General features: G+C 67.9%; 14 protein-coding genes. 3 read left to right on the top strand and 11 right to left on the bottom strand.

Going from position 1 to position 13,999, the window contains the following annotated elements; genetic code table 11:
* The first annotated feature begins 40 nt into the window (after positions 1–40).
* On the top strand, positions 41–643 hold the full coding sequence (locus ASG77_RS09105) for a dihydrofolate reductase family protein (RefSeq protein ID WP_056344172.1): 603 nt from the start codon (positions 41–43) through the stop codon (positions 641–643).
* 148 nt (positions 644–791) lie between these two features.
* Here the strand turns inward: ASG77_RS09105 and groL are convergent, their stop codons facing one another.
* From groL to ASG77_RS09120, 3 genes are all read right to left on the bottom strand, one after another.
* Positions 792–2,402 (bottom strand): chaperonin GroEL, encoded by a 1,611-nt coding sequence (gene groL / locus ASG77_RS09110; RefSeq protein WP_056344175.1) that lies wholly within the window; start codon positions 2,400–2,402, stop codon positions 792–794.
* A 77-nt stretch (positions 2,403–2,479) separates the two neighbouring features.
* Positions 2,480–2,773, bottom strand: coding sequence for a co-chaperone GroES (gene groES / locus ASG77_RS09115; RefSeq protein WP_056344177.1), 294 nt, complete (start codon positions 2,771–2,773; stop codon positions 2,480–2,482).
* Between the two features lie 211 nt (positions 2,774–2,984).
* Positions 2,985–3,368, bottom strand: coding sequence for a hypothetical protein (locus ASG77_RS09120; RefSeq protein ID WP_056344181.1), 384 nt, complete (start codon positions 3,366–3,368; stop codon positions 2,985–2,987).
* A 55-nt stretch (positions 3,369–3,423) separates the two neighbouring features.
* On the opposite strand from ASG77_RS09120, the gene ASG77_RS09125 reads away from it, so the two are divergent.
* Positions 3,424–4,653, top strand: a complete 1,230-nt coding sequence (locus tag ASG77_RS09125; protein ID WP_056344184.1) for a class I SAM-dependent methyltransferase — start codon at positions 3,424–3,426, stop codon at positions 4,651–4,653.
* Positions 4,654–4,680: 27 nt separating this feature from the next.
* On the opposite strand, the gene ASG77_RS09130 is transcribed toward ASG77_RS09125, so the two are convergent.
* Together ASG77_RS09130 and ASG77_RS09135 are read right to left on the bottom strand one after the other, a co-directional pair.
* A complete protein-coding gene (locus tag ASG77_RS09130; RefSeq protein ID WP_268760655.1) occupies positions 4,681–5,499 on the bottom strand; it encodes a shikimate 5-dehydrogenase in 819 nt (272 codons plus the stop codon).
* A gap of 50 nt (positions 5,500–5,549) precedes the next feature.
* Positions 5,550–7,001 carry a glycoside hydrolase family 3 N-terminal domain-containing protein gene (locus tag ASG77_RS09135; RefSeq protein WP_056345137.1) on the bottom strand — a complete coding sequence of 484 codons (1,452 nt, stop codon included), beginning with the start codon at positions 6,999–7,001 and terminating at the stop codon, positions 5,550–5,552.
* Positions 7,002–7,342: 341 nt separating this feature from the next.
* Between ASG77_RS09135 and ASG77_RS09140 the strand changes: the two genes are divergently transcribed.
* Positions 7,343–8,494: a glutamate--cysteine ligase gene (locus ASG77_RS09140; protein ID WP_056344189.1), complete on the top strand. Its 1,152-nt coding sequence runs from the start codon at positions 7,343–7,345 to the stop codon at positions 8,492–8,494.
* A 112-nt stretch (positions 8,495–8,606) separates the two neighbouring features.
* Here the strand turns inward: ASG77_RS09140 and tsaD are convergent, their stop codons facing one another.
* The 6 genes from tsaD to ASG77_RS09170 form a co-directional block, all read right to left on the bottom strand.
* Positions 8,607–9,731 (bottom strand): tRNA (adenosine(37)-N6)-threonylcarbamoyltransferase complex transferase subunit TsaD, encoded by a 1,125-nt coding sequence (gene tsaD, locus ASG77_RS09145; RefSeq protein ID WP_056344192.1) that lies wholly within the window; start codon positions 9,729–9,731, stop codon positions 8,607–8,609.
* The gene (gene rimI, locus ASG77_RS09150; protein ID WP_056344195.1) at positions 9,728–10,264 is read right to left on the bottom strand and encodes a ribosomal protein S18-alanine N-acetyltransferase; all 537 of its coding nucleotides are present in this window, start codon (positions 10,262–10,264) and stop codon (positions 9,728–9,730) included. Before rimI ends, tsaD begins: the two co-directional genes overlap by 4 nt.
* A 2-nt stretch (positions 10,265–10,266) precedes the next feature.
* Entirely contained in the window at positions 10,267–10,938 is a 672-nt protein-coding gene (gene tsaB, locus ASG77_RS09155) for a tRNA (adenosine(37)-N6)-threonylcarbamoyltransferase complex dimerization subunit type 1 TsaB (protein ID WP_056344197.1), read from the bottom strand.
* The gene (gene tsaE, locus ASG77_RS09160) at positions 10,938–11,540 is read right to left on the bottom strand and encodes a tRNA (adenosine(37)-N6)-threonylcarbamoyltransferase complex ATPase subunit type 1 TsaE (RefSeq protein ID WP_056345139.1); all 603 of its coding nucleotides are present in this window, start codon (positions 11,538–11,540) and stop codon (positions 10,938–10,940) included. Before tsaE ends, tsaB begins: the two co-directional genes overlap by 1 nt.
* A 17-nt stretch (positions 11,541–11,557) precedes the next feature.
* A complete protein-coding gene (alr, locus tag ASG77_RS09165) occupies positions 11,558–12,766 on the bottom strand; it encodes an alanine racemase (protein ID WP_056344200.1) in 1,209 nt (402 codons plus the stop codon).
* A gap of 75 nt (positions 12,767–12,841) precedes the next feature.
* Entirely contained in the window at positions 12,842–13,933 is a 1,092-nt protein-coding gene (locus ASG77_RS09170; RefSeq protein ID WP_056344204.1) for a carbohydrate kinase family protein, read from the bottom strand.
* Positions 13,934–13,999 lie beyond the last annotated feature (66 nt).

Raw genomic sequence — 13,999 nt, forward strand, 5'->3', positions numbered from 1 at the left:
AACGCTGGACAGCACCGGGACGCCGTTCCAGAATGGACGCGTGGGCATCATCGTCGCGAACCTGTTCATCACCCTCGACGGCGTCTACCAGGCGCCCGGCGGTCGCGAAGAGGACACCGAGAGCGATTTCGCCTTCGGTGGCTGGCAGGCGCCGGTGTCAGATGACGAGGCCGATGCCGCCATCGGCGCCGAGGTCGGCCTCATTGACGCCCTGCTTCTCGGCCGGAAGACCTACGACATCTTCGCGGCTTACTGGCCGCACCAGTCTGACGACGTCGGCAGCACGCTCAACCGGGTGCCCAAGTTCGTCGTCTCCAGCACGCTGACCGCTCCGAGCTGGGCGGGCACCACGGTGCTGCCGGATGCCGCGGCCGCGGGTCGGCTCCGTGAGGAGTACGACCAGGTGCACATGTTTGGCAGCGGCGTCCTCATCCGTTCCCTGCTGGCGGCAGACGTGATCGACCGCCTGCACTTCTGGCTCTATCCGGTCACCCTCGGGCAGGGCAAGCGCCTCTTCGACGCCGGGACTATCCCCGCCTCCTTCCGTCTCGTCGAGCCGGCGCGCACCTTCCCGAAGGGGGCGGTGTCGCTGGTCTACGAGCGCGCGGGCGACGTCAAGACGCAGGACATGCCGGGCGCGTAGCGCGGGAAAGAGGGCCGCGAGTGAGCTGTGAACACAAAGAACCGGCCCAGCCGAAGCTGGACCGGTTCTTTGTGTGGAGACCTAATGCAGGGCCCACGCCGTCCGGGTTCCCTGACCGAGCGAAGCGAGGTGAGGGGGACGGTGGGGATTAGTGGCTGTGGCCTGCGTGCTCGTCTTCGTTTGCGGGCTTCTCCACTACGAGGGTCTCGGTGGTGAGAACCAGCGCAGCGATGGATGCCGCGTTGCGCAGTGCTGCACGGGTGACCTTGACCGGGTCGATGACACCGGCGGCGATCAGGTCCTCGTACTCGCCCGTTTTGGCGTTGAAGCCGTTGTTGGTTTCGAGCTCTGCAACCTTGGCGGTGACAACGTAGCCGTCGAAACCGGCGTTCTGGGCGATCCAGCGAAGCGGCTGGACCAGCGCGCGGCGGACGATGCCCACAGCAGCGGCGGCGTCGCCTTCGAGTGCCTTGACTGCAGGATCCTCGTCGAGGGCCTTCAGTGCGTGGATCAGTGCGGAACCGCCACCGGCCACGATGCCCTCTTCAAGGGCGGCGCGGGTGGAGGACACTGCATCTTCGATGCGGTGCTTCTTTTCCTTCAGCTCAACTTCGGTGGCTGCGCCGACCTTGATGACACCGATGCCGCCGGCCAGCTTGGCCAGGCGCTCCTGGAGCTTTTCGCGGTCCCAGTCGGAGTCGGTGCGGGTCAGCTCGGCGCGCAGCTGGGCAACCCGGGCTGCGACGTCTTCTGCGGAACCGGCACCGTCAACGATGGTGGTGTTGTCCTTGGTGACCGTGATGCGGCGGGCGGTACCCAGCACCTCAAGGCCAACCGAATCCAGGCTGAGGCCCAGTTCCGCGGAGATGACCTGCGCACCGGTGAGGGTGGCGATGTCCTGAAGCATGGCCTTGCGGCGGTCGCCGAAGCCCGGAGCCTTGACGGCAACAACGTTCAGCGTGCCGCGGATACGGTTGACGATCAGCGTGGACAGGGCCTCGCCCTCAACGTCTTCGGCAATGATGAAGAGCGGCTTGGAGCTCTGCAGCGCCTTCTCCAGCAGCGGCAGAAAATCCTGCACGGAGGAGATCTTGCCCTGGTTGATCAGGATAAGGGCGTCTTCGAGGACGGCTTCCTGGCGTTCGGAGTCGGTCACGAAGTACGGGGACAGGTAGCCCTTGTCGAACTGCATGCCTTCGGTGAGGACGAGCTCGGTCTGCGTGGTGGAGGACTCCTCGATGGTGATCACACCATCCTTGCCGACCTTGCCGAATGCCTCGGCGAGGAGCTCGCCGATTTCGTCGCTCTGGGCCGAGATGGCTGCCACGCTGGCAACCTGCGTGCCTTCAACCGGGCGGGCGTTCTCGAGCAGGCGGGCTGCAATGGCTTCTACGGAAACCTCGATGCCACGCTTGATCTGGCCCGGAGCGGCGCCCGCCGCAACGTTGCGCAGGCCTTCCTTGACCAGGGCCTGGGCGAGCACGGTGGCCGTGGTGGTGCCGTCGCCGGCAACGTCGTTGGTCTTGGTGGCTACTTCCTTGGCCAGCTGCGCGCCAAGGTTCTCGTAGGGGTCATCAAGCTCAATTTCGCGGGCGATGGTGACGCCGTCATTGGTGATGGTGGGTGCCCCCCACTTTTTGTCGAGGACAACGTTGCGGCCGCGGGGGCCGAGCGTCACCTTGACAGTGTTGGCGAGCTTATCGATGCCGGCTTCAAGCGACCGGCGTGCAGCGTCGTTAAACGCAAGCTGCTTTGCCATGGTTTTGTCCTTTCAAAGACAGAACCCCGCGCTGCTGTTCAGTCAGGGACGGAACAGCGGCACGGGGATCCAAAGAGTTACTTTACGACGATCGCCAGAACGTCGCGGGCGGACAGCACGAGGTACTCGTTGCCACCGGTCTTGACTTCGGTTCCACCGTACTTGGAGTAGATAACGACGTCGCCAACGGCTACGTCGACAGGGACGCGGTTGCCGTCTTCGAAGCGGCCGGGGCCTACTGCAACAACTTCACCCTCCTGCGGCTTCTCCTGTGCGGAGTCCGGGATAACCAGGCCGGAAGCCGTGGTCTGCTCGGCTTCGAGCGGGCGGACAACAATACGATCCTCAAGAGGCTTAATAGAGACCGACACTCGGACCTCTCCTTCTACGTCAGCGAAATTTGTGGACAGTTGAGCCGCTTCGCCGTGGCTGGCAAACCGTCGTCGCGGTGCCGGCAGCAGCCTGGCTGGCAGCTCGTCATGTGTTAGCACCCTCCTAGGGAGAGTGCTAATGATGACTCTATGTACTGGTTAGCACTCGGTCAAGGTGAGTGCCAGAATTATGTCTCCGGCGAACAGCCTGTTACCGGCCGGTGAGGTCCTCGAGATCGACGTCCTCGTCGCCGTCGTCCCCTTCACTGAAGGTTCCCCGCCGCAGATACAGCACCACGGCGCCGCCCACGGCAGCCAGCATCGAGGCCACCAGCAGGATGATGCCGCCTACGCGTGCCCCGGCATAAAGGCCGCGGATCTCCTGTGCCTCGTCCGTAGCGTCCTGGATGTCCTTGCCGCCCACGGAATACACAGTGGCGTTGAACGTGTCCAGAAAGAAGATGATCACCAGCAGCGCGACGCAGACCACGGCCACTGCGGATCCTGCAATCAGCGCGGGGCGGGCGAACTTCACCAGGTCCGGGTTGCTGGTTTGGGGTAGTCCGGACGGCTGGGTGCCTGCGCTGTCTTCCATGCCTTCAACCCTAGCCGGATCTGGCCGCCGGGCCACCTCCACTAGGCTTGAACCCATGGCTCAAGCACCGCAGGACCAGATCGCCCCACTGCTCACCAGCGAAGGCTGGGAGCTCCTGGCGTCCCTGGGCCCGTACCGCGAGGACAAGTCCTTCGAACTCAACGCGGCCCTCCGCAAGGCCGGGCACTCCCCCGCGCTGGTCTCCGCCGTCCTCACCCAGTCCCGGCTCCGCACCAAGGCCGAGCTGAAGTTCGGCGAGTTCGCCCGGAGCATGCTCTTCACGCAGGCCGGGCTGGAACAGGCCACGCGACTCACGGTTGCAGCCAGGCATGCCGAGCGCTTTGCCCAGGCCGGCGTCCGCCACGTGGCCGACCTCGGGTGCGGCCTTGCCGCGGACTCCCTGGCACTGGCATCGATGGACATCACCGTCACGGCCGTGGAAATGGACGAAACCACGGCCGCCTGCGCCACGGTCAACCTCATCCCCTTCCCGAACGCCACGGTGGTGCATTCGGACGCCACCACCGTTCCCCTGGACGGGGTCGACGGCGTCTGGCTGGATCCCGCACGCCGCGTCACCTCCACGTCGGGTACCAAGCGGATCTGGGATCCTGAGGCGTTTTCACCGCCGCTGTCCTTTGTGGAATCACTCGCCGCCACCGGGCGCGCCGTTGGCGTCAAAATGGGCCCCGGCATGCCGCACGAGTCAGTTCCCGCCGGCTGCGAAGCGCAGTGGGTATCGGTGGGTGGCGACGTCACCGAGGTGGCTCTGTGGTTCAACTCCGTGCGCAGGCCGGGAATCCGCCGCGCGGCGCTGCTGCTCGGCCCGCAGGGTGCCGCCGAGCTGACCAGCGCTGAAGACTTCGACGGCGGTCCCGCCGCGCCGGTGGGTCCGGCAGAGGGCTACCTGTATGAGCCCGATGGCGCGGTGATCCGCGCCGGACTGGTGGCCGACGTCGCGCTTCAACTGCGCGGGCACCTTCTGGACGAGCACATCGCCTACATCTGCGCTCCGGAGCTGGTGGACACGCCGTTCGCCCGCGCCTACAAGGTCCTGGAAGTGATGCCGTACAACGTCAAGGCGCTCAAGGCCTGGGTGAAGGAGAACGGCATCACGGTGCTGGACATCAAAAAGCGCGGCACCTCGGTAACTCCGGAGGAACTGCGCAAGCAGCTGTTCGCCGGAAGCAAGGTGGCCGGGAAAAAGGCCGGCCAAAAAACAGCCACCCTCGTCCTGACCCGCATTGGGGAGGACCGGGTGGCCATCTCGGTGGAACCTGTCTAACGCAGCTAACCGTCCTGAGACGCGGCCTTACTGGGCGCGCATGAAGTCCTCGGCGGCCCGGACCTGCTCGTCGGTGGGCCGGACACCGGTGTAGAGCACAAACTGCTCGAGCGCCTGGATGGTGGCCACCTCGGCCCCCGTGATGACCTGTTTCCCGGCGCCGCGGGCCGCCTTGATCAGCGGCGTCTCCGCGGGCAGCGCCACGACGTCGAACACCACTTTGGCTGCCGCGATCGCATCTTCCGGGAAGGACAGCGAGTCCACTTCCGGACCGCCTTGCATACCGATGGGGGTGACGTTGATGATCAGGTCCGCCGTCCCGCCGTCGAGCGTTGCCCGCCACTGGAACCCGTACTGCTCAGCGAGCGCCCGGCCGGTGTCTTCGTTCCGGGCGATGACGGTGACGTCCGTGAAGCCGGCGTCCCGCAGGGCGGCGACCGTGGCCTTGGCCATGCCGCCGGCGCCCTGGACCAGCACCGAATAGTCCGTGGGCACGGCGTTGCCGGCGAGGAGCTGCTCGATGGCGGTGTAGTCCGTGTTGTAGGCCAACAGACGCCCGTCGGTGTTGACGATCGTGTTGACCGAATCGATGGCTTTAGCGGAAGGATCCAGCTCGTCCACGAGGGCCATCACGTCCTCCTTGTACGGCATGGACACCGCACAGCCGCGGATTCCCAGGCCCCTGACGCCGGCGATCGCCTGGGCCAGGTCGGTGGGGGCGAAGGCCTTGTAGATCCAGTTCAGGTCCAGCTGGTCGTAGAGGTGGTTGTGGAACCGTGTCCCGTTGTTGCTGGGCCGGGCCGACAGCGAAATACACAAGGTCATGTCTTTATTCAGAATGGGCACCTGTCCATTAAACAGCCGTTGCCCGTTTCGGCGATCTGTTGCGGGCCACGTTACGGGCAGCCCGTCCCAGCCGGATAGCTTCCGACGGCGGCGGGCAGTTTTCCCGGGGCCGTCGCATTGCCTGCCAGCACGGCAACGAGGGCGTCAAAGGCACCCTGTGTCCGGCCGTACAGCGCAATCTTGACCGGCGCGCTGGAATCCTGCAGCGGCCAGGGCGCATCCAGGGCCACGGCGATGTCGCCTCCGACCGGCAGACCGGCGTAACCGATGAGGCTGACGAGGGGTCCGGCCCCTGTGCCGAGCCCGGCCTTCGCTGCCGCCGCCTCGAACCGGGCCCTGTCCTGCGCTGATCCGCCGGCAATCCGGATGCTTCCCTCGACGATTGGCGCGCCGCAGTGTCCGGACAGCACGGTGACTGCGGCCGCCGAGACCCGCGCCGAGATGTCGGCGCCGCTGCCGGGGGCTGCGCCGGCAGCGGCCGAGCCGGCGGGCGGCGACGTGACGCGGCCGCGCCAGGTCATCATGGTGGCCACTCGGACAGCTGCTTCGTCCAGGCGCGCCACCGGCAGTGTTCCGGCCGCGACAGCGCTCACGATGGCTGCGTGGGCCTGCCCCACGTCCGTGGGCATCAGGAGCAGGTCCGCGCCCGCGGCGAGCGCCGCCGTTGCTGCGGAGCCGCCCGGGTATTGCTGCTGGACTGCGCCCATGTTGAGGGCATCGGTCACCGCCACACCCTTGAAGCCCATGCCGCGCAGGGCGGCATAGGTGGGGCCGGACAACGACGCCGGGACGCCGGGTTCCAAGGCCGGTACGGCGATGTGCCCGGTCATGACCATCGGCATACCGGCGGCGATGGCCGCCCGGAACGGCTTCCAGTCCCGGGCCTCGAGCTCCGAGATACCCGCGGGCTGCACCGGGAGGTCCTGGTGCGAGTCAACGGTGACGGAGCCGTGGCCGGGGAAATGCTTGACGGCGGGCAGGACGCCGGCCTCCTGCATGCCCTGGGAAAACGCCACCGCCAGTGCTCCCGCTGCATCCGGGTTGCCGGACATTGACCGGGCACCGATGGTGGGATCTGCTGGGCCGATGGTCACGTCCGCGTCGGGGGCGAAGTCCACGGTGAAGCCCAGCGACACGATCTCCGCGGCCAGAGCGCGGCCGGCGTCCTTGGCGAGTGGCGCATTGCCGGCAGCCCCGTAGCTCAGGGCGGTTGGCCATTCGGTCAGGGGCGCACCCAGCCGCGCGACGATCCCGCCTTCCTGGTCCACGCCGATAAGCCCGGGCCAAGGCCTGCCGTCGGCCTTGGCGGCCTGGGCCAGCCGGGCGTTGACAGCAGTCATGGCAGCGGGATCCGCCTGACCACGCGCGTCGAGCGGAATGTTGTCGCCCATAATGATGGACCCGGCCAGATGGAGGCGTTCAATGGTGGCGGCCTGGGCTTCGGCGTCCGTGCCGGCGTACACGGGCATCAGCACCTGGCCGGCCTTCTCCTCCACCGACATCGCCGCCACGGCGGCCGCGGCGACATCCTGGTCCCGCTGCTCGGGGCCCCAGCCCAGCGGCAGCAGCCCGGGGTCGGGTGAGGGAGAAGCGGACGGAGGTGCCGTCGTCGGCCGCCCTGATTCCGGGGTTGCGGCCGGCGCAGGGCCGGAGGTCGCCGGGGCGGTGGCGGGAACCGCCGTGCAGGCAGTCAGGGCGGCCACCGCAGCGGCCGCAATAAGGAGGGTGGTTTTGTGAATACTGTCACGGGTCCAAAGGAACAAGGCCATCAAGACGATGCTACCCCTGCATTAGACTTGAATGCGGCGCGTGCCCAGGGATATCTGAACAGTTAGGGGAACGCATGAAGATTGATTTCGCTTCATCGAAGCAATCAACTCTTGGTGTGGAATGGGAGCTCGCCCTGGTGGACGGCCAGACCGGCGAACTGGCATCAGTGGCCAACGAAGTACTCAGCGGCGTGGTTGCCAAGCACCCCGAACTCAACGAAGACGACGAACACCCGCACATCAAGCAGGAACTCCTGCTCAACACCGTGGAACTGGTCACTGGCATCTGCGAGACCGCCGCCGAAGCCAAGGAAGACCTCAGCCGGTCCCTGGCCGCGGTGCGCGAAATCACCGACCCCATGGGCGTGGAGGTTTTCTGCGCCGGCAGCCACCCGTTCAGCCCGCCGCAGCTGCAGCCCGTGACGGACAAGGCCCGGTACGCCAAGCTGATCGACCGCACCCAGTGGTGGGGCCGGCAGATGGTCATCTACGGCGTGCACGTCCATGTGGGCCTCGACCGGCGCGAAAAGGCACTCCCCGTGCTGGACGGCCTGGTCAACTACTTCCCGCACTTCCAGGCACTCTCGGCGTCGAGCCCGTTCTGGGGCGGCGAGGACACCGGCTACGCATCGCACCGCGCCCTGATGTTCCAGCAACTGCCGACGGCGGGCCTGCCCTTCCAGTTCCCGTCCTGGGATGAATACGAGTCCTACGTCCAGGACATGTTCACCACCGGCGTGATCGACACCCTGTCCGAGATCCGCTGGGACATCCGGCCCGTTCCCAACCTCGGCACCATCGAAATGCGCATCTGCGACGGCCTGGCCACCCTGGAAGAGGTGGGCGCCATTGCCGCGCTCACCCAGTGCCTCGTGGATGAATTCTCCACCACGCTGGACGGCGGCGGGACCATCCCCACCATGCCGCCGTGGCACATCCAGGAGAACAAGTGGCGTGCCGCCCGCTACGGCATGGAGGCCATCATCATCCTCGACGCCGCCGGCAACGAAAAGCTGGTCACAGACCACCTCCTGGAGACCCTGAACCGGCTTGAGCCGGTGGCAGCGAAGCTCGGCTGCCCCGACGAACTGGCCGACGTCGAGAAGATCATCCGCCGCGGCGCCGGGTACCAGCGGCAGCGCCGCGTCGCAGCAGAGCACGGCGGCGACCTGCAGGCCGTGGTGCTGGACCTGGTCAAGCAGATGCGGAACGGCCCGACCGCCTGACCTGTCCGCTCCCGAAACGGGGCACTTCGACACGGACACGCCGGCCGCGGTCGTGATTTACGACGGCGGCTCCCCCAAAGTGCCCCGCGACGGTTCGCCGGGCTAACTGCCTTCAGGCGGGCAGGGACACCGCGGTGACCGGCATCGACGAGTCCGGCGCGAAGCGGATGCCGCTGGGCCCGATCCCGGCCATCACCAGCTGCGCACCGAGGGCCGCCACCATGGCGCCGTTGTCCGTGCACAGGTCAAGCGGTGGCACGTGGAGTCTGATTCCGGCTGACGCACAACGCTGGCCGGTGAGTTCGCGCAGCCTGGAGTTGGCCGCCACTCCCCCGCCCAGCAACACGTCCTCGATGCCATGCTCCCGGCAGGCCAGGACGGCCTTGGACGTGATCACATCCACCACTGCTTCCTGAAAAGCTGCGGCGATGTCGGCCACCGGCACGTCTTCGCCGCGGGCCTCGAACTGCTCGACACACCGCGCCACCGCCGTCTTCAGGCCGCTGAAGGACCAGTCGTAGCGATGCTTTCCCGGTTCCTCGGCAGTGCCCATGTACTTGGGCTGGCTGAGGCCGCGCGGAAAGCGGATGGCTTTGGCGTTGCCTGTACGGGCCAGCCTGTCGATGGCCGGGCCGCCCGGGTAGCCAAGGCCCAGGATGCGGGCCACCTTGTCGTATGCCTCGCCGGCGGCGTCGTCGATGGTGGAGCCGAGGAGCTGGACGTCACTGGTGATGCTGTTGATCTTCAGGATCTCGGTGTGCCCGCCGGAGACCAGCAGGGCACCCAGGTTCTCCGGGAGACTGCCGCCATGACCGAGCCCTGCCGCGGGGCGGGCGGCAGCACCGCCGTCGGGGTTTCCGTCCAGCAGCCCGACGCCGACATGCGCCACCAGGTGGTTGATGGCGTAGAGCGGCTTGCCGGTGGCCACGGCCAGGGCCTTCGCGGCGCAGACCCCCACCATGAGGGCGCCCGCTAGCCCGGGCCCGGAAGTGACGGCGATGGCGTCCACGTCCTCGAGCGTCACGTCGGCGTCGGCCAGGGCCTGCCGCAGAGTGGGCACAAAGGCATCAAGGTGTGCGCGGGAGGCGATCTCGGGGATTACACCGCCAAAGCGGACGTGCTCGTCCATCGAGGAGGACACGGTGTTGGTGAGGAGCGTGGTGCCGCGGACGATGCCGACGCCGGTTTCGTCGCAGGAGGATTCGATGCCCAGCACCAGGGGCTGCGAGCGGTTCATGCCTTGCCTGCTTCTGTTGTGGGTTCGGGGGCTGGTGCGTGAGCTGGTGCGGGGTCGGCTGGTGCGTCGTCGGGGACCAACGCCAGCCGCATGATGAGGGCGTCAACCCCGTCGCGGTAGTACCCGCGGCGGACGTGGATCTGTTCGAAACCGAACCGCACGTACAGCTGCTGCGCCCGGGGATTGTCCGCGCGGACCTCCAGGAGGACGTCCGCGGCACCGCGGTGCCGGGCTTCCTCAATCAGCCGGGCCAGGAGCGTTGAGCCGATGCCCCGGCCTTCGAATTCAGGCACGACGGCGATGGTCTGGACATCCGCGATGGGCTCGATGCACATCAGGCCGGCGTAGCCCACAATGTCCCCGCCGCTTTCCGCCACCAGGTAGCGGCGGGTTTCGTGCTGGGAAAGTTCGGACAGGAACATGTGCAGCGGCCAGGCGTCAGCCGGGAACAGCCTCTGTTCGAGGGCGTCCACGGCGGGCACGTCCTCCAGGGTCATGTCCCGGAAGACCACGCCGTCAGCGCTGGTGGGCATGCTCACAGGGCCCGCTTCCGCGGGCCGGGGACCTGGGCGTCGGATTCGCGGAGGTACAGGGGTGTGGAGTCGAGCAGCTGCCCGCCGGCGGCGAGCCGGGCCAAAGCGAATTGTCCGAGGTAGAGGGCGTCGGGCTGCTCGTTGCTGAAGCCGGGGTCTGCGCGCAGCACGTCACTGTAGAGTCCGGCGCCGGCGCCGTAGGCCGGGAGGTCCGGCAAGTCGGCCGCGAAGCTGACGTGCGGGCCGTCCTCGAGCTGCGGCAACTGGCCGTCGGCGAGGCTGTACCGCGCCCAGTAGACCTCCTTACGCCGGGCGTCCGTGACCACCAGGAATTCGGCCGCGGCATCGGTGGACTCAGCCACTTCCAGTGCCACGGCGTCCAGGCTCATCAGCCCGTACAGCGGTTTGTCCCAGACGAAGGCGAGCGTCCGGGCGGTTGCGATCCCCGAGCGCAGGCCGGTGAACGGGCCGGGGCCCACCCCTGTCACGATCGCGTCAATGTCCCCGCCGGTGACGCCCGCAGAGGCCAGCAGGTCCTCGATGCCGGGTGCAAGCACTTCGGCGTGGCTGCGCGTGTCCTCGGTGGAGAAGCTGGCCACCACGCCTTCGAGGGCGTCGTCCGAGACCAGCGCCGCACTGGCCACGGCGGAGGTGTCGATGGCGAGAATAAGCATCACGGTGTCCCTTCGAAGGCGCCGCCCAGAGCAGGCTTGGTGCTCCAGCGGGGACCAAACCCGCGCAGCACGATGGTGCGGGGTTCGTCGAGGTCCTCGGTGTCGAAGTCCAGGATTTCGGTGTGGGCGGGGTTGGGTTCCCGTGCCGCCGCTTCCGCCGCCCCCGCCAGCCCGATCGGTTCCAGCCCGATCGCGCGGTGCAGGTCCACTTCCAGCCGGCTTTCGCTCAGGTGCTCCACCCGGCCGCGGCCCCACTCCACCACGGTCACGGACGAGTCCAGCGTGTTTTCCAGGTCAATGTCGTCGATTTCCGACGCCGATCCGAGCCGGTACGCGTCCACGTGCACCAGGTCCGGGCCGCCTGGCCGCGGGCCGTCGGGCAGGTTGGGGTGGATGCGGACCAGGACAAAGGTAGGCGAGATGATGCCCGCGCGCACGCCGAGGCCTTCGCCAAGGCCCTGCGTGAAGGTGGTTTTCCCGGCACCCAGCTCGCCGGTCAGTACCAACAGGTCCCCGGCCTGCAGCTCCGCCCCCAAAGCGGCGGCGAGCGCGTGAGTCTCATCCGCCGTCGTGACTCTCAGCGTCTGTTCCCAGGTTGGCATCTCTGCCGGGAGCACGCTCACGGTGCTGTCTGCCCGACGGCGGGACTGTCGTTGATGAACCGGCGCGGCACCCGCGGGCTGATCCGCGTCACGATCTCGTAGTTGTTGGTGCCGGCGGCGACCGCCCAGTCATCCGCCGTGGGACCGCCGTCGTCCCCGTTGCCGAACAGCACCGCTTCGGCACCGACGAGGTCTGCGCCGGCGGGGCCGATGTTGCCGAGGTCGATGACCATCTGGTCCATGGCGATCCGGCCCACCACGGGGTAGGTCCGGCCGGCCACCCGGACGGGACCGCCGGTGGCAACGCGGGGCACACCGTCGGCATAGCCCAGGGGAATCAGCGCCAGGGTACTGGGGCCACTGGTCCGGTAGCGCAGGCCGTACGAGACGCCCTGCCCGTCGGGGACCTGCTTGCACTGGGACACCAGCGTGCGCAATGTCATCGCGGGCCGGAGGCCCAGTTCGGCGGACGTCTGGCCTTCAAAGGGCGAGAGGCCGTAGATGCCCAGGCCCACGCGGACCAGGTCAAAGTGAGTATCGGGGCGGGACAGCGTGGCCGGGGTGTTGGCCAGGTGACGGACTTCGGGGTCCACCCCGGCGTCCTCCGCCACAGCCAGCACCTCGCGGAAGGCCGCCAGCTGTTCATCGGTTTCCGGCCGTTCGGGTTCATCCGCCACGGACAGGTGGGAGAAGATGCCCACCACGCGCAGGAGGCCCTGGTCCTGGTACTCCATGGCTTCGCCCAGCAGCTGGTCCCAGGCATCGAGCGCTACGCCGTTCCGGCCCAGGCCCGTGTCCACTTTCAGGTGGATCCGTGCGGGACGTTCCTGGTCACGCGCGGCGGCCACAATCCGGTCCAGTTCCCAGCCGGAGCAGCCGATGTCGACGCCGGCAGCCACCGCTGCGGCGAAGTTGCTTTCCGCCGTGTGCAGCCAGGCCAGCAGGGGGGCGTCGATGCCCGCGGCCCGCAGTGCCAGCGCCTCGGAGATATGTGCGACCCCCAGCCAGGATGCGCCGGCTTCGAGGGCGGCCCGGGCCACCGGAACCGCGCCGTGTCCGTAGGCGTCGGCCTTCACCACGGCCATGACCTTCGCAGGTGAGGCCGCGTCTGCCAGCCGCCGCACGTTGTGGCGGATGGCGTCCAGGTCAATGACGGCGGACCGCTCGTACCGAGGATCAGGTCCTGAGGCCGCGCGGAAGTCACCGGTTGTTACGGGATAAGTCACGTTAGTGAGTCTAGTGCGGGGGCTCGGGGCGGGATAATCGCGCCGCCAGGGCGCCTGGGCGCCCGGGCACAGCCGTCAGGCGTCGGACAGGTGCGCGATGGTGGCGGTGGCGCGGCGCTGCGCTGCCAGCGGGACGTCGCTGATAATGTCCGCCAGGAAACCGAAGCGGCGAAGCCACTGGCTGCTCTGGCGTTCGGGCCGGGAGTTGGCCCGCTTCCACCAGTCGGCGATGTCTCCCCAGCCGGGCGCTGCCAGCGAACCGCCCACCTCCTGCACGGCAAGGGAGGCGCAGAGGTTGGCGAACCGGAGCCGGTTGCCCAGCGGCCAGCCGGCCAGGCTCCCCACGATGAAGGCCGCGTCAAAGCAGTCGCCGGCCCCGGTGGGATCGTAGGCGGCCACCGGCAACGACGGCACCCACTCTTCCTCCCCGGTTTCTGAGTCCACGGCCATGGCACCTTGCGCACCGAGCGTCACCACGGCCACGGGCACGCGGTCCGCCAGCGCATACAGCGCGGACCACGGATTGTCCTTCCCCGTGAACGCCATGGCCTCACGCTGGTTGGGCAGGAAAGCATGGAAATACTGCAGGTTCTCCAGCCGCACCGGAGCCCACTCCCCGCTGGGATCCCAGCCCACATCCCCGAACAGCTTGACCCCTGCCTGGTGCGCGGCCACCGCCCACGGCTCGATCTCAGCGTCCAACGCGGCAACGCCGGCGAGCGCCTGCGGCGGCGAACCGATCAGTTCCGACGACGTCACGGGGGCCGGGTGGCCATGCGTCACCAGGGAACGGTCGTTGTGGACGCTGAGCGAGACGGTGACCGGGGAATGCCACCCCGGGATGCGGCGCGACAGGCTCAGGTCCACGTGTTCCTGCCCGGCCAGGATTTTCCAGTTGTAGTCGCCGTAGCCGTCGTCGCCGAAGGCGGCTGCCAGTCCCGTGCGCAATCCCAGCCTCGCCGCCGCAATTGCCTGGTTCGCGACGCCGCCGGGGCAACTGCCCATGCCCTCGCTCCAGATTTCCGTGCCCGGCTCTGGCGCGTGCGGCAATCCGGTGAAGATGATGTCCTGGAAAACCGTGCCGGCCAGCAGCAGGTCGAACCCGCCGTCGGACGGTGCGCGGACGGTTGAGAGCGGATCGAAGCGGCGGTCCGGGATGGCGTCCATGTCCGGCACACTACGCCCTGCCGCGGCCCCACGGTAGGGGCGCGCCCGGCGGCCCCCTAGACTGCT

Origin of the sequence: Arthrobacter sp. Soil762, assembly GCF_001428335.1 — a bacterium.
GTDB lineage: Bacteria > Actinomycetota > Actinomycetes > Actinomycetales > Micrococcaceae > Arthrobacter.